Genomic DNA, 21,133 nt, shown 5'->3' with positions numbered 1-21,133 from the left:
TCCATCTGATGGTCTTAAAGGAAGATAGTCTTCCGTCGAGGAATCCTTGATGCGTGTTTTTCTACTGCTGTTTCTGCTTTTCCCTGTGCTGGAGTTGTTCGTCTTCGTCAAGGTCAGCTCAGCCATCGGTTTCTTCCCGGCGCTGCTGTTGATCATCGCAGGTTCCGCCTTGGGTGTGCTGGTGATGCGTGTGGCCGGCCTGGCCACCGCCTTGCGTGCCCGTGAAAGCCTGCAGCGTGGCGAACTGCCCGCCGAGGACATGTTCCAGGGCCTGATGCTGGCGGTGGGCGGTGGCCTCCTGCTGCTTCCGGGCTTCATCAGTGACGTGCTGGGCCTGCTCTGCCTGTTGCCCTTCACCCGCCATCTAGCCGCTCGCAAGATGCGTCAGCGTGCCGAGGCCCAGGCCATGCGCCAGCGCGCGTTCCAGGACGACCCCTCTCAGGCACAGCCGCGCGACAGCGGCCATCGGCCCAATGTGATCGAAGGCGAATACGAACGTCGCGACAAGTAGACATCCCCGGGGCCGCTTTGCGGCCCCAAGCTTTTCTGCTCGTTGAAAAATTTTCTGCAGCAAGCCTTGTAATTGATCATGCCGGCCTCATGTATGTGGTCACCGCAAGGTTTCTGGTGGCAACGCCAGACAATACACAGGTGGTTCGCCCGTCGCGGGCCACCCCCGGCAACGCCGGACCGCATCAACCCGCCGGTGTCGACACCGGCCGATGAAAACCACAAATTGGGAGAGATCGACAATGAAGCTTCGTCCTCTGCATGACCGCGTAGTCATCCGTCGCAGCGAAGAAGAATCGAAAACCGCTGGCGGTATCGTCCTGCCGGGTTCGGCCGCTGAAAAACCAAACCGTGGCGAAGTTGTCGCCGTCGGCACCGGTCGCATCCTGGACAACGGCGAAGTACGTGCGCTGGCCGTCAAAGTGGGTGACAAAGTGGTTTTCGGCCCTTACTCGGGCAGCAACACCGTGAAAGTCGATGGCGAAGACCTGCTGGTAATGAGCGAGAACGAAATCCTCGCCGTTGTCGAAGGCTGATTTCCCCGACTTCCCGTTACTCCAAAGAATTTCAAGGATTAAACGATCATGGCTGCTAAAGACGTAAAATTCGGCGATTCCGCCCGTAAAAAAATGCTGGTTGGCGTCAACGTTCTGGCTGACGCGGTAAAAGCGACCCTGGGCCCGAAAGGCCGCAACGTGGTCCTGGCCAAGAGCTTCGGCGCGCCGACCATCACCAAGGACGGCGTTTCCGTCGCCAAAGAAATCGAACTCAAAGACGCCTTCGAAAACATGGGCGCCCAACTGGTCAAGGAAGTCGCTTCCAAGGCCAACGATGCTGCCGGTGACGGCACCACCACCGCGACCGTTCTGGCTCAGGCCATCGTCAACGAAGGCCTGAAGGCCGTCGCTGCCGGCATGAACCCGATGGACCTCAAGCGTGGCATCGACAAGGCCACCGCTGCCGTCGTCGCCGAGCTGAAAAACCTGTCCAAGCCATGCGCCGACTCCAAGGCCATCGCTCAGGTTGGCACCATCTCCGCCAACTCCGACAACTCCATCGGCGAAATCATCGCTGAAGCCATGGAAAAAGTCGGCAAAGAAGGCGTGATCACCGTTGAAGAAGGTTCGGGCCTGGAAAACGAACTGTCCGTCGTAGAAGGCATGCAGTTCGACCGCGGCTACCTGTCGCCGTACTTCGTCAACAAGCCGGACACCATGGTTGCCGAGCTGGAAGGCCCGCTGCTGCTGCTGGTCGACAAGAAAATCTCCAACATCCGTGAGCTGCTGCCAGTTCTGGAAGCCGTTGCCAAGGCCGGCCGCCCACTGCTGATCGTTGCTGAAGACGTCGAAGGCGAAGCCCTGGCTACCCTGGTCGTCAACAACATGCGCGGCATCGTCAAGGTTGCTGCAGTCAAGGCACCAGGTTTTGGCGACCGTCGCAAGGCCATGCTGCAGGACATCGCCGTCCTGACCGGCGGCCAGGTCATCTCCGAAGAAATCGGCCTGACCCTGGAAACCACCACCCTGGAGCACCTGGGTAACGCCAAGCGCGTCATCCTGTCCAAGGAAAACACCACCATCATCGACGGTGCTGGTGTGGACGCCGACATCGAAGCACGCGTCAAGCAGATCCGTGCCCAGATCGAAGAGACCTCTTCGGACTACGACCGTGAGAAGCTGCAAGAGCGCCTGGCCAAGCTGGCTGGCGGTGTTGCCGTGATCAAGGTCGGTGCTGGCACCGAAGTTGAAATGAAAGAGAAGAAAGCCCGCGTTGAAGACGCCCTGCACGCTACCCGTGCAGCCGTCGAAGAAGGCGTGGTGCCTGGCGGTGGTGTTGCTCTGGTTCGCGCCCTGGGCGCCATTGTCGACCTCAAAGGTGACAACGAAGACCAGAACGTCGGTATCGCCCTGCTGCGTCGCGCTGTTGAAGCGCCGCTGCGCCAGATCACTGCCAACGCCGGCGACGAGCCAAGCGTTGTGGCCGACAAGGTCAAGCAAGGTTCGGGCAACTACGGCTACAACGCCGCTACCGGCGAATACGGCGACATGATCGAGATGGGTATCCTTGACCCAGCCAAGGTCACCCGTTCGGCCCTGCAAGCAGCTGCTTCGATCGGCGGTCTGATGATCACCACCGAAGCCATGGTTGCCGACCTGCCGGAAGACAAGCCAGCTGGCGGCATGCCAGACATGGGCGGCATGGGCGGTATGGGCGGCATGATGTAAGCCAGCCTCACCCCCTGTAACAGGAAAAGCCCCGGTTCGTGAGAACCGGGGCTTTTTCGTTTGCGTCAACTTCGTTGAATTTCCACCAGCACTGGCACTGTCCGTGCGATGGCCTTAAGCTGCGCCTGCCGCGCACCATAGCGAAGCGCCGCACAGGAGAACCCGATGCGCATTCTTTTGGTTGAAGACAACCGCGATATCCTTGCCAACCTGGCTGATTATCTGGGCATGAAGGGCTATACCGTCGACTGCGCCCAGGACGGCCTGTCAGGTCTGCACCTGGCTGCCACCGAGCACTACGACCTGATCGTGCTCGATATCATGCTGCCTGGAATCGACGGTTACACCCTGTGCAAGCGCCTGCGCGAGGATGCCCGTCGCGATACGCCGGTGATCATGCTGACCGCCCGCGACCAACTCGACGACCGCCTGCAGGGCTTCCGCTCCGGCGCCGACGATTACCTGCTCAAACCGTTCGCCCTGTCCGAACTCGCTGCGCGCATCGAAGCCGTGCTGCGCCGCGCCCAGGGCGGCGGGCGACGTACCCTGCAGGTTGCCGACCTGAGTTACGACCTGGACACCCTCGAAGTCACTCGCCAGGGGCGCTTGCTCAAGCTCAACCCTGTCGGCCTCAAGCTGCTCGCGGTGCTGATGCAGAAAAGCCCCCACGTGTTGCGCCGCGAGGTACTGGAAGAGGCGCTGTGGGGTGATGATTGCCCCGACAGCGACAGCTTGCGCAGCCATGTACACCAGCTGCGCCAAGTAATCGACAAACCGTTCGAAAAGCCGTTGCTGCATACCGTCCATGGCGTCGGCTATCGCCTCGCCGAGGGTCGCGATGGAGTTTAAGCAAAGCCTGGCGCAGCGCATCATCATCGCGTTTGCGCTGATGAGCGCGCTGGTGGCTGGGGCGTTCGCCTTCGGTATCGTCGCCACTGTCCACCTGGTTGAAGAGCGCTTGATCTCCTCGGTGCTGGGCGGCGACCTGCAGCGCCTGTTGCGCATGGACAGCATCAGTGACTGGAGCCATCGGCCGCGCCCTGACCAGCTGTTCTACTTCAGCGGTGGGCGCGATGACTTCGAGCTGCCAAAAGATTTGCGCCACCTCGATGCAGGCTTTCATGAGGTATTTCGCGACCAGCTTTCCTACCACGCAATGGTGGAAATCGTAGACGGCCGACGTTATGTATTGCTGCAGGACCAAAGCGATTTCGAAGAGCGCGAGCGGGTACTGTTCGCCGTCGTCATGGTGGGCTTCGTGCTCAGCCTGGTACTGGCGGTGTTCCTCGGCTGGCTGCTGGCACGGCGAGTGATGGCACCGGTGATCCGCCTGGCGCGGCAAGTACGCCATCGTGATCAGCTTCTTGGCCTGGCACCGCCCTTGGCACCCGATTACGCAGCCGATGAAGTCGGCCAGCTAGCGGTGGCCTTCGACGATACCCTTGGCCGTTTGCGCGATGCACTGACCCGCGAGCGTCTGTTCACCAGTGATGTCAGCCACGAATTGCGCACGCCGCTGATGGTGCTGGCCACCTCCTGCGAGCTGTTGATCGAAAACCCCAATCTGGATAGCCGCTCACGCAGCCAGGTCGAACGCATCGCCCGGGCCACCGAAGAAATGCGCGAGTTGGTCAAAACCTTCCTGATGCTCGCCCGTGCCCAGCGCGACCAAGGTGCCGTGGCCTCCCAGGCGACGCTGCGCGAGGTGGCCGACGATCTGATAGGCGTATGGCGCGACACCATCGAGCAGAAAGGGCTGACGCTGTACTTCGATGGCCGCGTCAGTGCAGGCCCGCTGCTGTACAACGCGACGTTCCTGCAATCGGTGATGGGCAACCTGTTGCGCAACGCTGCGCACTACACCGACAGTGGTTACATCCGCCTGAGTCTTGAAGCCAATGGGTTCAGCGTCGAGGACAGCGGGGTCGGCATTCCGGAGGAGCAGCGCGAGGCGATGTTCAAACCGTTCGTGCGTGGTGATGAGCGACGCGGCGAAGGTCTGGGGCTTGGCTTATCGCTGGTACAACGGATCTGTGACGACCAGGGTTGGCGCGTTACGCTGACTTCTACCGCCCCCCATGGTTGCCGCTTTCAGGTGGACTTGAGCCAAGGCGCTGAAAAGTCCGATCCGTTAAAGCTTTGCGAGTAAATTACTGGGCTATATTCCTTTAGGGATAACACTTTTTTCACATTGGCATGACCTGTTTCCTACGCAGTGTTACTTAAGGTACATGCAATGGAGCCAGGAGATGCCCAATGCGTAGCCCTATCAAACTCGAATTTTCCAAGAAGTACGACCAGCAACATGCTCGGGAGTACTTCCTCAAGCACCAGGATGGTCTGGCACGTCGCCTTTCCCACAAGCGCGATGAGCAATTGGCCCGTCGAGCCTTGGCGCTGGCCGGAGAACCGGGGTTGGTGCTGGATCTGCCTTGCGGCGCGGGCCGTTTCTGGCCACTGCTGGCAGAAAAACCCAACAGGGTAATCATTGGTGCCGACAATTCCGAGGCGATGATCGAGACTGCCTGTGCCGCACAACCGCCAGAGGTGGTAGCGCGGGTACGCCCTTTGCAAACGTCAGCGTTCGCCATCGACTTGCCGGACAACTCGGTCGACAGCATTTTTTGCATGCGCTTGTTTCACCACATCGGTGAGGCAGCCCACAGAAAAACGATTCTTTCGGAGTTTCAAAGGGTTAGCCGTGACAGCGTAATCCTGTCATTGTGGGTGGACGGAAACTTCAAGGCCTGGCGGCGTCAAAAGCTCGAGCGACGGCGCAGTGCCAAAGCCGAGCCGGGCAGTTACCAGAATCGTTTCGTGTTACCGGCAGAGACAGTCGAAGAAGAATTCAAGGCCGCCGGCTTCAGGATCCAGGAACGCCTCGATTTCCTGCCGTTCTATGCCATGTGGCGGGTCTATGTATTACGTAAGGGGTAGTGTTTGATGGCTGTAGCCCAGAGCGGGGAGTCACGCTTCGATTATTACTGGCGTCAGCAGGGCGAATGGGTCGAGGAACCCAACCAGCGCCGCGGTGGTGAAAGTGGCGTGCAACGCCTCAACGATGCCGATGGCAAGTTGCTGTATGCCAAGCGCCAGGTCGGGCACATCTACCGCAGCCTGTTGCACCCCTTCGGCAGGCCGACGGTGCTGCGTGAGCTCGACGCGCTGAACAGCTTCGAGCAACTGGGCGTGCGTGTCCCGCGCATCGTATTTTGTGGGGCCGAGCGCGATGCCGACCACCAATGGCGTGCGCTGCTGGTCAGCGAAGCGCTCGATGGTTTCATCGAACTCGATGCCTGGCATGCCCAAGGTGCGCGCGAGCACTACCCGCAAGTGGTACATGAACGCATGCTCAAGGAGTTGGCTGACAACCTGGCCCGCATGCACCTGGGCCACTGGCAGCATGGCTGCCTGTATGGCAAGCACGTATTCGTCAAAGTGATCGGCGAGGGCGAACAGGCCCGTGTTGAAGTGGCATTGCTCGATCTGGAGAAGTGCCGCCGCCGTATCAGCTGCCAGCGCGCGGCGGGCAATGACCTGCGTCAGTTGCGCCGCCATTCGTCGCTCAATGACGCGGAATGGCAATCGTTGCTCTACTTTTACCAGATGGCGTTTGGCAGCGCTGTCAAAGGGTTAGGGCAATGAAACTAGAAATCGCTCGAGCATTGTTTCTGATAGCGGGCCTGGCTGTGACCACCGTGGCGATAGCGGCGTGGGAAGAGCCACGGCCCAGAGTGTTCAGCAAGGCTGAACAGGCAGAACAATGCGCGTTGCCCAGGGACGTGAAGCAGCAGGTCCAGGCCCAGCCGGACCAGGATTTGCTGTTGCTTCTGTTCGGGCTGCGGCAGGGCTTGCGGCCTGCAGGCTGACCTGCTTTGAGCACAAAAGGCCCCGCTATTGCGGGGCCTTTGCTTTCTGGAGTTGGCCCGCTCAGGCAACGACAGGTTCCGTCGCTGCTGTCTTGTGCGCCAACAGGGTGTAAATGCACGGCAGCACAAACAAGGTAAACAACGTCCCGATCGACATCCCCGTCGCAATCACCGTACCGATGTCAAAGCGGCTCACCGCCCCGGCCCCGGTCGCCAGAATCAGCGGCACCATGCCAAACACCATCGCAGCAGTGGTCATCAGCACCGGGCGTAGTCGAATGGCCGCAGCTTCCTCGATCGCCTCCCTTGCGCTCAGCCCTTTTTCCTCACGCAACTGGTTGGCGAATTCGACGATCAGGATACCGTGTTTGCTGATCAGCCCGATCAGCGTCACCAACCCGACCTGGGTATAGATGTTCATGCTGGAAACACCCAGGAACAGCGGCAACAGCGCCCCGCAGATCGACAGCGGTACCGTCACCAGAATCACCAGCGGGTCGCGGAAGCTTTCAAACTGTGCCGCCAGTACCAGGAAGATGATCGCCAACGCCAGGCCGAAGGTCACCCACAGCGCGCTGCCTTCCTGTATGTACTGCCGTGCCGCGCCGGCATAGTCGAAGGAGAACCCTTCCGGCGCTTGCTCGGCAGCGATATCCCGTACCGTCTGCAAGGCTTCGCCGATGCTGACCAAAGGCACGCCCTGGATGATTGCCGAGTTCAGTTGCTGGAACTGGTTGAGCTGGCGTGGACGCGCTCGGTCGCTAAGGGTGATCAGTGTGGACAGTGGCAGCAGTTGGCCTTGGTCGTTCTTGACGTAATAGCTGTTGAGCCAGCCGGCGTTGTCGCGGTAGGGCCGTTCGACCTGGGCGATGACTTTGTAGCTGCGGCCTTCGAGGGTGAAACGGTTGATTTCCCCCTCGCCCAGCAAGGTCGCCAAGGTGCCGCCAAGGACGTCCATGGATACACCCATCTGTGCAGCCTTGGCGCGGTCGATGTCGACTACCACCTCGGGCTTGTCGAACGCCAGGTCGATGTCGAGGAAGGCAAATTTGCCTGATGCCTGGGCGCGTTCCTTGACCCGTTGGGCAACCTCCAGCAGCGCCGGGTAATCACCTGCGGTATTGATGACGAACTGAAACGGCAAGCCTTCGCCGGTCCCCGGCAGTGACGGCAGGTTGAAGCCGAAGATCTGCAGGCCGCTGATGTTATCGAGTTTGGCCTGTACCAGGGGCAGCAACTCCATTTGCGTGCGGTCGCGCTCGTTCCAGGGCTTGAGCAGGAAACCGCCGATGCCGCTCTGCACGCCGTTGAATCCGTTGATCTGGAACGACGAGTAGTATTCGGGGAAGGCCTTGAACAGTGGGGTGAACTGGTCGGTGTAGGCATTGAGGTAGTCGAGGTTGGCTGGTTGTGGCGAGCTGCTGATCATGAAGATGACCCCCTGATCCTCGTTCGGTGCCAGCTCATTCTGGGTGAACTTGAGCAGCACCGGGATCAGGCACAGGATGATCACGGCGAACACCAGCACCACCGGGCGGCTGTCCAGGGTGGTGTGCAGCAGGCGCTGGTAGCGGCCCTTGATCCGCTCGAACAGCACGTCAAGGCGATGGGCCAGGCCGCTGGCATTCTGCTCACGACGCAATAGCAGGGCACACATCATCGGCGACAGGGTCAGGGCGACGACGCCCGAGATGATCACCGCCCCTGCCAGGGTCAGGGCGAACTCCTTGAACAAGGCGCCGGTGAGCCCGGTCAGGAAGCCGATCGGTGCGTATACCGCCGCCAGGGTGATGGTCATCGACACCACTGGCATGGCGATTTCCCGCGCACCTTCCAGTGCCGCGTCCACCGGTGACTTGCCTTCCTCCATGTGCCGGTGGATGTTTTCCACCACGACGATGGCATCGTCCACCACCAGGCCGATGGCCAGCACCATTGCCAGCAGGGTCAGCAGGTTGAGCGAATAGCCCATCATCTGCATGAAGAACAGCACCCCGATCATCGACAGTGGGATGGTCACCACCGGGATCAGTACCGAGCGCAGCGCGCCGAGGAATAAAAACACCACCACGATGACGATCAGCACCGCTTCGCCAAGGGTCTTGACCACTTCGTCGATCGAGGCCTGGATGAACAGCGTGGCGTCATAGGCAATCGACCCCTTGAGCGCGGACGGCAACTGGCTTTGCAGCTCCGGCATGATGCGGCGTACTTCCTTGATCACCTCCAGCGGGTTGGCGGCCGGGGTGGCCTTGATGCCGATGTAGACCGAAGGCGTGCCATCGAACGAGCTGACCGTGTCGTAATTTTCCGCGCCCATCTCGACCCGTGCCACATCACCGAGCAATACACGGCTGTCGCCGGAGGTCTTGAGCGGCAATGCGGCAAAAGCCTCGGCCGACTTCAGTTCGGTGTTGGCGTTGATGCTGGTGACCACGTATTCGCCCTTCACCTCACCAGCGGCGGCGAGAAAGTTGTAACGGCGTACGGCGCTGGTCACGTCAGTGGCGGCAAGGCCGAACGCTGCCAGTTTGACCGGGTCGATCCAGATGCGCATGGCGAACACCTGGTTGCCGAGGATCTCGGCCTCGGCCATGCCCGGCAAGGTTGCAAGTTTCGGCTGGATGACCCGTGACAGGTAGTCGGTGATCTGCGGGTTGCTCATTTCCTTGCTGTAAAAGCTGATGTACATCAGCGCCGAGGCATCTGCGGCTTCTTTGCTCAGTACCGGGTCTTCTGCGTCTTGCGGCAACTGGTTGCGCACTTCGTTGGCCTTGGCCAGCAACTCCGTGAACAGGCGGTCGCTGTCGGCACCGATGCGCGCATAGATGGAGATGATCGAGAAGTTCTGCCGGCTCACCGAGGTCATGTAGTCGATGCCTTCGGCGCTGGCCAGGCTCTGCTGCAGCGGTTGGGTGATGTAGCCCTGAATGGTTTCTGCGTTGGCGCCGGGGTAGGCCGTGGTCACCGTGATCAGGGCGTTTTCCATCTGCGGGTACTGGCGGATCTGCAGCTTGTTCCAGGCCTGGAAACCCAGCAGCAGGATCAGCAGGCTGACCACGCTGGCCAGCACCGGGCGGCGGATGAACGGGTCGGTGAACGCCATGCCTGCCTCCTGGTCAGTCCGCGCGCGGGGCGCCTTGTTCGGGTTCGAGCGCTGCGTCCTGGCCGATGCGGATCGCCGCGCCAGGGCTCAGCTTGAGCTGGCCGGCGGTGACCACCTGTTCGCCCGCTGCGAGCCCTTTGCTGACCACCACCACGCCGTCGCGCCGCTCGCCGGTCTGCACGCTGCGCTGTTCGGCGCTGAGCTGCGGCCGGCCACTGTCGTCCCGCTCGGGATTACCGTCCTTGTCTTTCTTCGGCGTGGCGACATACACGGAATTGCCATACAGCGTGTAGGTGATGGCGCTTTCGGGCACCACCACCTGTGGGCGCGGGTCAGGCAACAGGACCAGCAGGTTGGCGAACATGCCCGGCAGCAGCTTGCCATCCGGGTTGGCCATTGTCGCGCGCACCAGCAGGTTGCGCGTGCTCTCTTCAACCTTGGGGTTGATGGCGCTGAGGCTGGCAGGGAAGGTCTGGCCAGGGTAGGCCGCCACCTGCACCTGTACCTGCTGGCCGAGGCTCAGCTCTGGCAGTGCCTGCTCCGGTACATTGAAATCGACGTAAAGGCTGGAAAGGTCCTGCAGGGTAGCGATCACAGAGCCGGCCGCCAGGTAGTCACCCACATCCACCTGGCGGATGCCGATCGTGCCGCTGAACGGGGCACTGATGCTCTTCTTGGTTTTTGCGGCCTTGAGCTGGTCGACCACCGCCTGGTTGCGCCGGTATTGGGCAGTGAGGCGATCATATTCGCCGCGGGAGATGGCCGAATCCCCCACCAGCTGGCTGCCGCGGCCGAAGTCCACTTTGGCCAACCCCAGGTCGGCCTGGGCAGTCCCCAGCAGGGCGGTTTCCTGATCGTCATTGAGCTTGAGCAGCAGTTGCCCGGCCTTTACCTTCTGACCGGAGTCGAAGTGCAGGGATTGAACGATGCCTTCCACCTCCAGGCTCAGCTCGACACCCTGCAGGGCCTTGAGGCTGCCGACGGCGGGCAGGCGCTGCTGCCACTCGCGCTGCTCGGCCATGGCCACCGCCACGGTGATGGGAGGCTTGGGGGCAGTGAACACCTGGATCTGCCGGTAGATCGAGAAGGCCTTGTAGCCCCCCAGGGCCAGCACGATCAGCAGAACGACGGCCAACATGATGAGCATGCGGCGGCGCAGCATAAGTCCGGTTCCTTGGATGCGAGGTTGTTATTGGTTTTGACACGACAACGGGCGGTCCTGCCCACGTGCGGATGGGGGAAGTATTGACTGTTTTTCGATTGAGGGGAAATGGATTGCGCCCCCGTAGGGGCGCGCAGGCCTGATCAGGCCAGGTGCAGGTGGTTGTCCCAGAAACCGGAAGGCAAATCCATCGGCTGGCCGATCAATTCCTGCTTGCGGCAATCATAGAACCGGCAACGCCCCTGCCCGGACGTCACGACAAAACCATCCTTCACCGCGCCAACCCCGGCACAGTCCGGCATCGGCGCATCCAGCCTGACTGCGCCACTGTCCAGGTCCCAGACGAACAGGCGGTTGGCCCGCGGCGCCGTCAGTGCCACCAGGCGCAGGTCGCTGTGGATGGCGACGCTGGCAGTGTACTGGGCCATGGCTTGCAGCTGGCGCTCTGGCACCGGGAAGGCCTTGAACGGCTTGCCTGGGCGCTTGATTGCCAGCAGCTCGGCGGTTTCATCGGCATCGCCCATGAACTGCTGGCAGGCGGCGATGGTGCCATCGCTGCCCACTGCCAGGTGGCGCACGCTGTTCATTTGCTGGGCCAGGGTTTCCTTGCTCAGCAACGTGCCGTCGCGCTGCATCAGTACCAGGCTCGGCTCCATGGCATTGAGGTTCATCTCGACCCGGCTTTCGGCCTCGGTGCGGATACCGCCATTGGCCACGACCAGAGTCTCGCCATCGGGCAGCCATGCCACTTCATGCGGGCCGATGCCGTGGGTGGGGATCTCGCCGGTGTGAACCAGGCGTTCACCCTCGAAGCGGTACACGCCCAGTACGCCACGCCCTGGATCGGTGGTGTCGTTCTCGGTGGCATACAGCCATTCGCCGCCTTTATGAATCACGGCGTGGCCGTAAAAGTGCCGGTCAGGCTGCGACGAGACGGTCTGCAACAAGCGCCCGTCGCGCAGGTCGATCAGGTAGCTTTCGGTACCGGGACGGCGTGCGACGAACAGGGCGATCGGCAGCTCTGGATGGTTGATGATGGCATGGCAACGCTGGGCCACCTGGGTGCTGAACACCCGGGTGCCGTCCAGGCGGAACCCGACGGCATAGTGCTTGCCGTCGCCATCGTCACGCGCCGACAGCAGCAAAGGATCGCTGCCTTTGTTGCGCATCAGGCTCCAGCCTCCCAAGGTCAGGGCGCTGAGCAGAACGCTACCGATTTTGAGTGCCTGGCGTCGCAGCATGATCAGTCACCGTCGTTGGCATTGAAGCCCAGCTGGATGTTCAACGCCTTGGCCAGTTCGCCTTCGTGCAGGCGGTGAACGACGTTGAGGCTGTCGTAGATCTGGTTGAGGCGCTGCATGCCATCTTCGTCAGCCAGCAACTCGCCCAAGGTCTTCTGGTTATCGGTCAGCAGTTTGACCGAGGTGGCGTAGGCGTCGTCGATCTTTTGCGCCAGGGCTTTCTGGTCGCTGCCCAGCAAGCCGCGCAGGCCTTGGTTGTCGACCCCGACCCAGACCGCCTGGGCGGCCTTGAGGCTGGCTTCCAGGCTTTTCAGCGAGGCGTGGCTGCGCCAGGCTTCGGCCTGCAGTGGCTGCGCAATGCCTTTGCTCTGGCGGCCCATCGGTGCGCCGAGCTTCTTCTTCAGGGTATCCAGCGCAGTCACCTGCGCACGCAGCAGGTCGGCGATCGCCTCGTGCGAGTCGGCATAGCGCTGGTTGGGGAACTTGGTCATCTGCGAGAGCATGCCGTCGGTGCTGTTCCAGCCTTTGAGGATCTCTTCAGCCAAGGCCTTCTGGTGCTCACCGATGGCGACCAGCAGCGGGCAGTATCGGGCTTTCTGTTCGGCGGTGGCGACATCCGGCTTGCTGTCGAACAAGATGTATTCGTAGGCCGACAGGCCGCGCACCACGACGCTGGACTTGCCCAGGGTCTGGGCGTCGATCGGCTTGTCGCCATTGACCAGTTGCTCGACCTGGCGACCGACCAGGTTCTTCTTGTCGGGCCAGAACTGCACCTGCCAGGCGCGGTTGCCCTCGGCCAGCGGGCCGACCAGCAGTGGCTGCAGCTCGGCCCAGGCTTTTTGCGCGTTGAGGAAATCGGCACGAGCGCTGTCCAGGCTCTCTTTGCCTTCGCAGTAGGCCAGGGCACTGGCGGCCAGCTGGCGGTCGGCTTCGACCCAGCGGCTGTAGGTGGGCAGGATCACCTGCTTGGCGATGGCGGCGGAGGTCACGGCCTGCGGGTCTTGCGGTGAACAGGCACCGAGGGCGAGTGCGGCGAGGCTAGTGAACAACAGTTTGGGTCGGAACATGCCCGGCTCCTTGCGCTTTTAAAGTGAGTTCAGGAAAGCCAGCAGCGCAGCGCGCTGCTCGGCATTGAAAGTCAGAACATGGTCGCGCGCTGCCTGCGCTTCGCCGCCGTGCCAGAGCACGGCCTCGAGCAGGTTGCGGGCGCGGCCGTCATGCAGGTACTGGGTGTGGCCACTGACCGCTGGACTCAGGCCGATGCCCCACAGCGGCGGGGTTCGCCAGTCTTGGCCGTTGGCGGCAAATTCGGTGCGATCGTCGGCAAGGCCCGGGCCCATGTCGTGCAGCAGCAGGTCGCTGTAGGGGCGGATCACTTGCCCGGCCAGCTCTGGCTCGGGGGCGTCGGCGGCAGTGGTGAACTGCGGGGTGTGGCATCCCTGGCAGCCGGCCTGATAGAACAGGTTCTTGCCGGCCAGCACTTGCGGGGCGCCGACATCGCGCCGGGCTGGCACGCCCAGGTTGCGGGTGTAAAAGGTGACCAGGCGCAGGATGTTGTCGCTGACTTCCTTTTCGCCGTCGGTGCCGTCGCCATTGGGGGCTGCAAGGCAATCGCGCTGCGCTGGGGTGCAGTCGTCCCGGGGCTGCAGGGTGCTGGTCAAGCCCATGTCACCGGCAAAAGCGTGCACGTTCTGCTGGTTGACGTTCGGTTGCCCGGCCTTCCAGCCGAAGCGACCGACCACGGTCTTGCTCTGGGCGTCGTCCCAAACCCGGTTGGCCCGGCCGCGAATACCGTCGCGGTTGCGATCATCGGGGTCTTCGTTGGCCAGAATCTGAGCTTCGGGGATGGCTTCGAGCAGACCCAGGCCGATCATGGGCGGTGCCACCCGTGCAGAGAAGCGGGTGTCAGGGTGCATCGGCCCATAGCCGAGCTGGGTGATTTGCAGGGTAGGGCGACGCAGTTCGACCTGATGGCCGTCGTTGAAGCTGACGGTCTGGTTGTCGTAAGTCACGCGCACCTTGCCTTCCGGGGCCACACCAGGGTTGGCCATGTCCTGCAACTGGGTGCCATAGACAGGCTCCGGGACCACGCCCAGGCGCTCGATTTCTTTTGCCAGGTAAGGCTGGTCGGGGATCGACAGGCGCACCAGCATCGACACCGCGTTGCTGTCGCCAGGCTCTGGCGGATGGCCACGGCCGTCGCGTACGTGGCAGTTCTGGCAGGCGTTGGTGTTGAACAGTGGGCCCAGGCCATCGCGTGCAGTGGTGGTGGACGGGGCGATCACCCAGGGGTTGCGGAAGAAACTGTTGCCTACGGCAAAGTCCAGGCGGCGCTCGGGCGACAGGTTGGCCGAGGGCAGGGAAAAGGCATTGCGGTCGTTGCGCTGGACAGTCGCCTGGCCACCGGACAGCGCTTCGCCAGGCTCTGCCTGAGTGAAACGCGGGGCGTCGTCACAGGCGGCAAGGGCGAGGGCCAGCAGCGGAGGGGAGAGTCGGGACAGCGACAAGGACATGCAAAATCCTGGGCGTAGGCGAAAAACCGGCGTGCAAGCTTAGCAGGCTGAGAATGTTTGAATAAGAGGAATTTGCAATTGCTGGATGAAACTGCTGTCAGTTTTGGCCCTGTAGCAGGCAAGCCAGCCCTCACAGATACCGCGCAGAACTCAAGAACTGCGCGGCCCCGGTGGGAGCTGGCTTGCCGGCGACGGGCTGCGTAGCAGCCCTACTAACGCTAACTGACTGGCGTTAGCCTTTTTGCCTGCCAATGCCGAATCAGAACTCGTGATCGGCAGTGTCCGGGTTCAGGTTGGCAATGCCCAGCTTGCCCGCAGCCTGCTCGATCGCACCGGTCTGCTTGACCAGGGAGGCAATGGCATCGCGTACGACCTGGTTGCCGGCAGCGTTGTCGGCTGCGATCAGTTGGTCGTAATGCTCGCCTTTGAGCGCGTGGTCGACAATGACCTGAAGCTTCGCCTCGGTCGCTTCCAGGTCGGCCTTGAGGGTAGCGTCGGCAGCCGGGTCGGCCTTGGCCACCAGCGACGACAGGCTTGGGCCGGTCAGCTTGGTACCGTCGGCGCGGGTGTACTCGCCCAGGTAGACGTTGCGGATGCCCTTGGCGTCGTAGAAGTGCGAGTAGTGGGTGTTGTCGCTGAAACAGTCCTGCTCGTCTTCCGGCGAATTGGCTTCCAGCGAGACCTTCATGCGCTCGCCAGCCAGTTCGCCCAGCGACAGGCTGCCCATGCCGAACAGCATCTTGCGCAGGCCGTCGGTGGCAGGCTCGGCTTCCAGCGTGGCGCGGTAGTTGTCGGCGACGTTCGGGGCCCAGTTGCCGACCATTTCTTCGAGGTCCTTGACCAGCAGCTCGGTGACCGACTTCAGGTAGGCGCGGCGACGCTCGTTGTGGCCGCCGGTGGCGCCTTTACCTTCGAGGTAGTCCGAAGCAGGGCGGTTGCCTGCGCCTGGGCCGGTACCGTTGAGGTCCTGGCCCCAGAGCAGGAATTCGATGGCGTGGTAACCAGTGGCGACGTTGGCTTCGGAGCCGCCCAGTTCGTTCAGGCTGGCCAGTTTCTCAGGGGTGATGTCCTTGACATCGACCTTCTCCTCACCAACCTGGATTTCGGTGTTGGCAATGATGTTCGAGCTGGCAGCCGGGTTGCCCAGCGCATGTTCGTAGCTCTTGTCGACGTAGTCGATCAGGCCTTCGTCAAGCGGCCAGGCGTTCACCTGGCCTTCCCAGTCGTCGATGATCGTGTTGCCGAAGCGGAAGGCTTCGCTCTGCAGGTACGGTACGCGCGCTGCAGCCCAGGCTTCTTTGGCAGCTTTGAGGGTGTCGTCGTTGGGGTTGGCGAGGAATGCATCGATGGCTGTTTGCAGGGACTTGGCCGTGCTCAGCGAGTCGCTGTAAACGGCGTAGACCATCTCGGTGTAATGCTTGACCACGGCCTTGCCGGCCGCTTCGTCGACAGCAGCCGGTGCTGCGGCGGCGGTGCTCGCGGCGGCAGGTGCCGCAGCTTGCGGGGCGGCGGCCTTCTCGTCCTTGCTTTCACCGCAACCGGCGAGAGCGATGGCGATGGCCAGCAGACTGGCGGAGGCCAGAGGCATACGAATCATTGTTGGTTTCCCTGCGTCGTGTGGTTGGACAGTGCGCCGTGGCACGTAAAACTACAACATCATGCGAAAGATTTGCATTTGCTGTAAAGGGGTGGGGCGCAATTATGTAAATGCCGGTTAAGGCCTGGAACCAACAGGAGCAGGGGTTATAACGCAGAAACCTGATTGCGCTGGGCCTGGCGCAGGAAGCTGGTCAGCTCGCGCGCTGACAGTGGCTTGCTGTAGTGATAGCCCTGACCTTCGTGGCAGCCTTGGGCAATGATGTAGGCTTCCTGCTCGGACGTCTCCACGCCCTCGGCGATCACCTGCATGCCCAGGCTTTTGCCCAACTGGATGATTGCCCGAACGATGGTGGCATCGTCATCGTCGTCCAGCAGGTCCTGGACGAAGCTCTTGTCGATCTTGATCTTGTCCAGAGGCAGCGACTTGAGGTAGCTGAGCGACGAGTAACCGGTGCCGAAGTCGTCGATGGCGATCATCGCACCGGAGCGGCGCAGGCTGAGCAGGTGCTGGGCGGCGGTGCTGATGTCTTCCATCAGGCCGGTCTCGGTCACTTCCAGTTCCAGGCTGCGCGGTGGCAGACGGTAAGCCTGCAGCAGATTGTTGACCACGCGCGGAAGTTCGTTGTGATGCAGTTGCACGGTGGACAGGTTGACTGCCATGCGCAGTTCGCTGAAGCCCAGATCATGCCATTCGCGCAGTTGCCTGCAGGCCTGGTCGAGTACCCACTCGCCGATGGTGATGATGTTGCCGTTCTGTTCGGCCAGCGGGATGAACTGGTCCGGCGGGACCATGCCAAGTTCAGGATGCTGCCAGCGCAGCAAGGCTTCGACGCCGACCACGCGGTGATCGCGGTAGCTGATCTGCGGCTGGTAGACAAGGAACAACTGGTTGCGCGACAGCGCCTCGCGCAGGTCCTTTTCCAATTCACGGCGTCGACGCATCTCGCTGTCGACGCTGGCGATGTAGAACTGGTAGCGGTTGCGCGAGCGGGCCTTGGCCAAGGTCATGGTCTGCTCGGCCTTTTGCAGCAGCTTCTCGGTGCTGTCGCCGTCTTCGGGGAACAGGGTGATGCCGATGGTGGCGCGCAGGCGAATCTGCTGGTGATCCAGGTCGAACGGTGCTTCCAGGTCATCGAGGATGCTCTGCGCCAGTTCTGCGGCCTCGTAGGGCTGTTCGATAGTGGCCTGCACCAGGGCGAACTGGTCGCCACCCAGGCGTGCCAGCGCCCCCAGGCGGCCACTGTGGGCGCGCAGGCGGTCAGCCAGGGCGAGCAGCAACTGGTCGCCGACCTGATAGCTGAACTGCTCGTTAATGCCTTTGAAGTCGTCCAGGCCCACGCACAGTACGGCGACGCGATGCTGCAGGCGGGCGCCGTCTATAAGGATCTTGTCGAGCTGTGCCTGTAGCTGCTGGCGGTTCGGCAGGCCGGTCAGGAAGTCGTATTGGGCCATGCGTTGCAGGCTGTTTTCGGCTTCGTGGCGCAGATGGGTATTGCGCTCGATCGAGGCCAGCAGCTGGTTTGCGGTGTTGACCCAGATGCCCAGTTCGTTTTTTTCATGGCCTTTGAGCAGCGGAATCTGGTGCTGGCTGGGGCGGTCAGGGTTGATCTGGGTGAGGTGCTCGATGATTTTCGACAGCGGTTTGGTCAGCAGCCAGTGGTAGACCAGGTACAGCACCAGGCCCATGGCCAGGGCGCGCAGCACGCCGGAAATGAAGATGATGATGGCGTTGAGCAGGAAGCCTTCACCGTAGGCGGCAGTGTCCAGGGTGATGCTCAGGTCACCGTAGTATTCGCTGTAGGGGCCGCGGCCGACCAATTGAGTGGTGTAGGTGCGTTCCTGGCCAAGGAGCAGGTCGGTCAACCAGCGTACGGGAGAGTCCTGCAGCGGGCGGGACTTTTCGGCGAGCATGGTTTCATTGGGGTGGCCGATGGAAGCCTGGCGTACAGACTCGTCCTGGAACAGGCCTTCCATGACCTGCATGCCCATTTCCCGATCAAGGCTGTAGACCGCCTGGGTCGAGGGGTCACGGAACATGTCGAGGATGCGCTGGGCGTCGCTGTCGACGGTCTGACGGGTCTTGTAGGTGTCATAGACGATCTGCGCGCAGCTAAGAACGACACCGACCGCCAGCGCCGAAAGGAGCACGACCCTGAGCAACTTGACCGATAAGCTGTTCCGCAATTCCAGCTTCAATGGGGGTTTCCTTAATCCATGCGCATGACATCATTTTGCCATTAACCTTGGCGATACACTATCGGCCGGTGGAGCTGCCCTGAGCAGTGTATCGGTTGCCTGACCCTGCAACTTGAGTGCGCTGTAGCGAACTTTCAGACGTTTGATGTTAGCGCGCTCTGCGGGGGGAGCAAGAGCCGCCGGGAAAACTGTTCGTTGGGAGCCTGTGATGCCGGCACCGGCCATAAAAAAACCCGGCGCATGGCCGGGTTTTCAGTTCAAGGCGCAAGATCAGGCCTTGAAGGTCTTGCCTTCGAACTGCTCGGCAACGAAGGCCCAGTTGACCAGGTTCCAGAATGCTTCTACGTACTTCGGACGCAGGTTGCGGTAGTCGATGTAGTAGGCGTGTTCCCAGACGTCGCAGGTCAGCAGCGGGGTGTCGCCGCTGGTCAGCGGGCAGCCGGCACCGATGGTGCTGGCCAGGGCCAGGGAGCCGTCGGCTTTCTTGACCAGCCAGCCCCAGCCGGAACCGAAGGTGCCAACCGAAGTCTTGGTGAACTCTTCCTTGAACTTGTCGAAGGAACCGAATGCGGCGTTGATGGCTTCAGCCAGCGCACCGGTAGGCTGGCCACCACCGTTTGGCGACAGGCAGTTCCAGTAGAAGGTGTGGTTCCAGACTTGAGCGGCGTTGTTGAAGATGCCGCCCGAAGAGCTCTTGACGATCTCTTCCAGGGTCTTGCCTTCGAATTCGGTGCCTGGGACCAGGTTGTTCAGGTTCACGACGTAGGTGTTGTGGTGCTTGTCGTGGTGATACTCCAGGGTTTCCTTGGAGATGTGCGGCTGCAGGGCATCGTGGGCGTACGGCAGCGGCGGCAATTCAAAAGCCATGGTGGATCTCCTGATTCAGGTCTAGTTCGCGGTTTGCGCAAGGCCGATCACGGGCGGCCCTATGTGCGTCGGCGAGTTTGTACTCTTTGCGACGCAAGGGCTGGATCATAGCACCAGCCCCGCCGCATAACCACGCAACAAAGATAGGGAATAGAGGTTCCAGAGCGGTTGCCTGCCGCCGACGGGTGGCGCTCCGTTGCAAGCTTGCAGCTTGCAGCTCAAGCAAAGATCAGCTGCGCCGCCACGGCGAACATCATCACGGCCACCATCAGGTCGAGCATCCGCCAGGTGGCCGGGCGGGCCAGCCAGGGCGCCAGCCATGCAGCACCGATCGCCAAAGTCGAGAACCATAGCAGCGAAGCGCTGGCGGCCCCTGCCACATAGGCGCCCGGCACGGTCTGCTGTGCGCCCAGCGAGCCGATCAGCAACACGGTGTCCAGGTACACATGCGGGTTCAGGAGGGTAACGGCCAGTGCACTGAGCAGCACCGCACGCCGCGAGCGCATGCCTTGGCCTTGCTGATGCTGCAGGCTCTGTTTGGAGCATGCACTGCGCAGCGCCTTGGCGCCGTACCAGAGCAGAAACACCGCACCACCCCAGCGCGCGATCGCCAGCAGCGTCGGATTGTGCGCCAGTACCGTGGCCAGGCCGAATACACCGGCGGCTACCAGCAGGGCGTCGCAGACGATGCACAGTGCTGCCACCGGCAGGTGATGTTCACGGCGCAGGCTCTGCGCCAGGACGAAGGCGTTCTGTGCGCCAATGGCCATGATCAGGCCGAAGGCCACCAGCATGCCGTTCAGATAGCTTTGCCACATGGCAGATACTCCAGAGAAGATGCTGGCTATTGTGCGGATACCCCCTGTATAAGAAAAACAAATAGTGCTGATCCGTCATTAGGAAAATCGATGTTCGACTACAAGCTGCTTGCCGCGCTCGCGGCGGTGATCGAGCAAGGTGGTTTCGAACGTGCAGCGCAGGTGCTGGGGCTGTCGCAATCGGCTATCTCACAGCGCATCAAGCTGCTCGAGGCCCGGGTTGGTCAGCCGGTGCTGGTGCGCGCCGCGCCACCGAGCCCGACCGAGGTCGGGCGACAGTTGCTCAACCATGTGCAGCAGGTGCGGCTGCTCGAACGTGACCTGCAGCGCCAGGTACCGGCACTCGATGAAGAGGGCATGCCAGAGCGTCTGCGCATTGCGCTCAACGCTGATAGCCTGGCGACCTGGTGGGCAGCTGCGGTGGGTTCGTTCTGCGCCGAGCAGCAGGTACTCACCGACCTTGTGGTGGAAGACCAGGAGGTTGGCCTGAAGCGCATGCGTGCCGGGGAGGTGGCGGCCTGCCTGTGCGGCAGTGAGCGGCCGGTGGCCGGCGCACGCAGCATGCCGCTGGGTGCCATGCGCTACCGGGCGCTGGCCAGCCCGGCATTCATGGCGCGCTATTTCCCAATGGGTTTCGAGGCCCGGCGCCTGGCCCGCACGCCGGCGATCGTGTACGGCCCGGACGATTTTCTGCAGCACCGATACCTCGCTTCTCTCGGTATCGAAGATGGCTTCCTGCACCACCTTTGCCCGTCGTCCGAAGGTTTCCTGCGCATGACCGAAGCCGGCCTGGGCTGGGGCCTGGTGCCTGAGTTGCAGGCCCGTGAGCAGTTGAGTAGTGGGCGACTGGTGGAAATTTGTGCCGATACCCCCATCGATGTGCCGCTGTACTGGCATCATTGGCGTAACGGCGGGCAACTGCTCGCGCAACTGACCGAACACCTGCGGCACACGGCACAGCATTGGCTGGTGCCCTTGTAGTGGCGGCTGGCGTCTGTTGCATCTGAAATCTGAGGCGGAGTGTTAC

18 protein-coding genes are annotated in these 21,133 nt (G+C 61.9%); 9 read left to right on the top strand and 9 right to left on the bottom strand.

What is annotated here, in order from left to right; genetic code table 11:
- The first annotated feature begins 49 nt into the window (after positions 1-49).
- From ACEWE8_RS09835 to ACEWE8_RS09800, 8 genes are all read left to right on the top strand, one after another.
- Complete coding sequence (locus ACEWE8_RS09835; RefSeq protein ID WP_046784871.1) at positions 50-511, top strand: FxsA family protein; 462 nt, start codon at positions 50-52, stop codon at positions 509-511.
- A gap of 241 nt (positions 512-752) precedes the next feature.
- Entirely contained in the window at positions 753-1,046 is a 294-nt protein-coding gene (locus ACEWE8_RS09830) for a co-chaperone GroES (protein WP_009395550.1), read from the top strand.
- A gap of 48 nt (positions 1,047-1,094) precedes the next feature.
- Positions 1,095-2,735, top strand: a complete 1,641-nt coding sequence (gene groL / locus ACEWE8_RS09825) for a chaperonin GroEL (RefSeq protein ID WP_046784872.1) — start codon at positions 1,095-1,097, stop codon at positions 2,733-2,735.
- A 165-nt stretch (positions 2,736-2,900) separates the two neighbouring features.
- Positions 2,901-3,584, top strand: coding sequence for a two-component system response regulator ColR (colR, locus tag ACEWE8_RS09820; protein WP_003255215.1), 684 nt, complete (start codon positions 2,901-2,903; stop codon positions 3,582-3,584).
- Complete coding sequence (locus tag ACEWE8_RS09815) at positions 3,574-4,884, top strand: HAMP domain-containing sensor histidine kinase (protein WP_046784873.1); 1,311 nt, start codon at positions 3,574-3,576, stop codon at positions 4,882-4,884. The genes colR and ACEWE8_RS09815 overlap by 11 nt, the downstream gene beginning before the upstream one ends.
- 107 nt (positions 4,885-4,991) lie before the next feature.
- Positions 4,992-5,672, top strand: coding sequence for a class I SAM-dependent methyltransferase (locus ACEWE8_RS09810; protein WP_046784874.1), 681 nt, complete (start codon positions 4,992-4,994; stop codon positions 5,670-5,672).
- Positions 5,673-5,678: 6 nt separating this feature from the next.
- Positions 5,679-6,380, top strand: a complete 702-nt coding sequence (locus tag ACEWE8_RS09805; protein WP_046784875.1) for a lipopolysaccharide kinase InaA family protein — start codon at positions 5,679-5,681, stop codon at positions 6,378-6,380.
- Complete coding sequence (locus ACEWE8_RS09800; RefSeq protein ID WP_395589301.1) at positions 6,377-6,604, top strand: hypothetical protein; 228 nt, start codon at positions 6,377-6,379, stop codon at positions 6,602-6,604. Before ACEWE8_RS09805 ends, ACEWE8_RS09800 begins: the two co-directional genes overlap by 4 nt.
- A 61-nt stretch (positions 6,605-6,665) precedes the next feature.
- Here the strand turns inward: ACEWE8_RS09800 and ACEWE8_RS09795 are convergent, their stop codons facing one another.
- The 9 genes from ACEWE8_RS09795 to ACEWE8_RS09755 all read right to left on the bottom strand — a co-directional run bounded on the left by ACEWE8_RS09795 (position 6,666) and on the right by ACEWE8_RS09755 (position 20,106).
- A complete protein-coding gene (locus ACEWE8_RS09795) occupies positions 6,666-9,710 on the bottom strand; it encodes a multidrug efflux RND transporter permease subunit (RefSeq protein ID WP_046784877.1) in 3,045 nt (1,014 codons plus the stop codon).
- Between the two features lie 13 nt (positions 9,711-9,723).
- Positions 9,724-10,872 carry an efflux RND transporter periplasmic adaptor subunit gene (locus tag ACEWE8_RS09790; RefSeq protein WP_046784878.1) on the bottom strand — a complete coding sequence of 383 codons (1,149 nt, stop codon included), beginning with the start codon at positions 10,870-10,872 and terminating at the stop codon, positions 9,724-9,726.
- A 143-nt stretch (positions 10,873-11,015) separates the two neighbouring features.
- A complete protein-coding gene (locus tag ACEWE8_RS09785; RefSeq protein ID WP_395589300.1) occupies positions 11,016-12,113 on the bottom strand; it encodes a DUF1513 domain-containing protein in 1,098 nt (365 codons plus the stop codon).
- A gap of 2 nt (positions 12,114-12,115) precedes the next feature.
- Positions 12,116-13,180 (bottom strand): imelysin family protein, encoded by a 1,065-nt coding sequence (locus ACEWE8_RS09780; RefSeq protein ID WP_046784880.1) that lies wholly within the window; start codon positions 13,178-13,180, stop codon positions 12,116-12,118.
- A gap of 18 nt (positions 13,181-13,198) precedes the next feature.
- Positions 13,199-14,626: a di-heme oxidoredictase family protein gene (locus tag ACEWE8_RS09775; protein ID WP_046784881.1), complete on the bottom strand. Its 1,428-nt coding sequence runs from the start codon at positions 14,624-14,626 to the stop codon at positions 13,199-13,201.
- Between the two features lie 259 nt (positions 14,627-14,885).
- On the bottom strand, positions 14,886-16,223 hold the full coding sequence (locus ACEWE8_RS09770; RefSeq protein WP_046784882.1) for an imelysin family protein: 1,338 nt from the start codon (positions 16,221-16,223) through the stop codon (positions 14,886-14,888).
- 146 nt (positions 16,224-16,369) lie between these two features.
- A complete protein-coding gene (locus tag ACEWE8_RS09765) occupies positions 16,370-18,421 on the bottom strand; it encodes a bifunctional diguanylate cyclase/phosphodiesterase (protein WP_046784883.1) in 2,052 nt (683 codons plus the stop codon).
- Between the two features lie 270 nt (positions 18,422-18,691).
- Positions 18,692-19,288 (bottom strand): superoxide dismutase, encoded by a 597-nt coding sequence (locus tag ACEWE8_RS09760; RefSeq protein ID WP_012312902.1) that lies wholly within the window; start codon positions 19,286-19,288, stop codon positions 18,692-18,694.
- Between the two features lie 218 nt (positions 19,289-19,506).
- Positions 19,507-20,106 carry a LysE/ArgO family amino acid transporter gene (locus ACEWE8_RS09755; RefSeq protein ID WP_046784884.1) on the bottom strand — a complete coding sequence of 200 codons (600 nt, stop codon included), beginning with the start codon at positions 20,104-20,106 and terminating at the stop codon, positions 19,507-19,509.
- Positions 20,107-20,196: 90 nt separating this feature from the next.
- Here ACEWE8_RS09755 and ACEWE8_RS09750 point away from each other — a divergent pair, with 90 nt between their 5' ends.
- Complete coding sequence (locus tag ACEWE8_RS09750) at positions 20,197-21,087, top strand: LysR family transcriptional regulator ArgP (RefSeq protein WP_046784885.1); 891 nt, start codon at positions 20,197-20,199, stop codon at positions 21,085-21,087.
- Positions 21,088-21,133: the final 46 nt, after the last annotated feature.

This window comes from Pseudomonas sp. TR47, assembly GCF_044143025.1.
Lineage (GTDB): Bacteria > Pseudomonadota > Gammaproteobacteria > Pseudomonadales > Pseudomonadaceae > Aquipseudomonas > Aquipseudomonas putida_E.
This window is presented reverse-complemented; position numbering and strand designations above follow the sequence as displayed.

Bases quoted from the DNA above. Each gene is read 5' to 3' on its own strand.
- ACEWE8_RS09835 (WP_046784871.1), top strand. From the start codon at position 50: ATGCGTGTTTTTCTACTGCTGTTTCTGCTTTTCCCTGTGCTGGAGTTG.
- ACEWE8_RS09830 (WP_009395550.1), top strand. From the start codon at position 753: ATGAAGCTTCGTCCTCTGCATGACCGCGTAGTCATCCGTCGCAGCGAA.
- groL (WP_046784872.1), top strand. From the start codon at position 1,095: ATGGCTGCTAAAGACGTAAAATTCGGCGATTCCGCCCGTAAAAAAATG.
- colR (WP_003255215.1), top strand. From the start codon at position 2,901: ATGCGCATTCTTTTGGTTGAAGACAACCGCGATATCCTTGCCAACCTG.
- ACEWE8_RS09815 (WP_046784873.1), top strand. From the start codon at position 3,574: ATGGAGTTTAAGCAAAGCCTGGCGCAGCGCATCATCATCGCGTTTGCG.
- ACEWE8_RS09810 (WP_046784874.1), top strand. From the start codon at position 4,992: ATGCGTAGCCCTATCAAACTCGAATTTTCCAAGAAGTACGACCAGCAA.
- ACEWE8_RS09805 (WP_046784875.1), top strand. From the start codon at position 5,679: ATGGCTGTAGCCCAGAGCGGGGAGTCACGCTTCGATTATTACTGGCGT.
- ACEWE8_RS09800 (WP_395589301.1), top strand. From the start codon at position 6,377: ATGAAACTAGAAATCGCTCGAGCATTGTTTCTGATAGCGGGCCTGGCT.
- ACEWE8_RS09795 (WP_046784877.1), bottom strand. From the start codon at position 9,710: ATGGCGTTCACCGACCCGTTCATCCGCCGCCCGGTGCTGGCCAGCGTG.
- ACEWE8_RS09790 (WP_046784878.1), bottom strand. From the start codon at position 10,872: ATGCTGCGCCGCCGCATGCTCATCATGTTGGCCGTCGTTCTGCTGATC.
- ACEWE8_RS09785 (WP_395589300.1), bottom strand. From the start codon at position 12,113: ATGCTGCGACGCCAGGCACTCAAAATCGGTAGCGTTCTGCTCAGCGCC.
- ACEWE8_RS09780 (WP_046784880.1), bottom strand. From the start codon at position 13,180: ATGTTCCGACCCAAACTGTTGTTCACTAGCCTCGCCGCACTCGCCCTC.
- ACEWE8_RS09775 (WP_046784881.1), bottom strand. From the start codon at position 14,626: ATGTCCTTGTCGCTGTCCCGACTCTCCCCTCCGCTGCTGGCCCTCGCC.
- ACEWE8_RS09770 (WP_046784882.1), bottom strand. From the start codon at position 16,223: ATGATTCGTATGCCTCTGGCCTCCGCCAGTCTGCTGGCCATCGCCATC.
- ACEWE8_RS09760 (WP_012312902.1), bottom strand. From the start codon at position 19,288: ATGGCTTTTGAATTGCCGCCGCTGCCGTACGCCCACGATGCCCTGCAG.
- ACEWE8_RS09755 (WP_046784884.1), bottom strand. From the start codon at position 20,106: ATGTGGCAAAGCTATCTGAACGGCATGCTGGTGGCCTTCGGCCTGATC.
- ACEWE8_RS09750 (WP_046784885.1), top strand. From the start codon at position 20,197: ATGTTCGACTACAAGCTGCTTGCCGCGCTCGCGGCGGTGATCGAGCAA.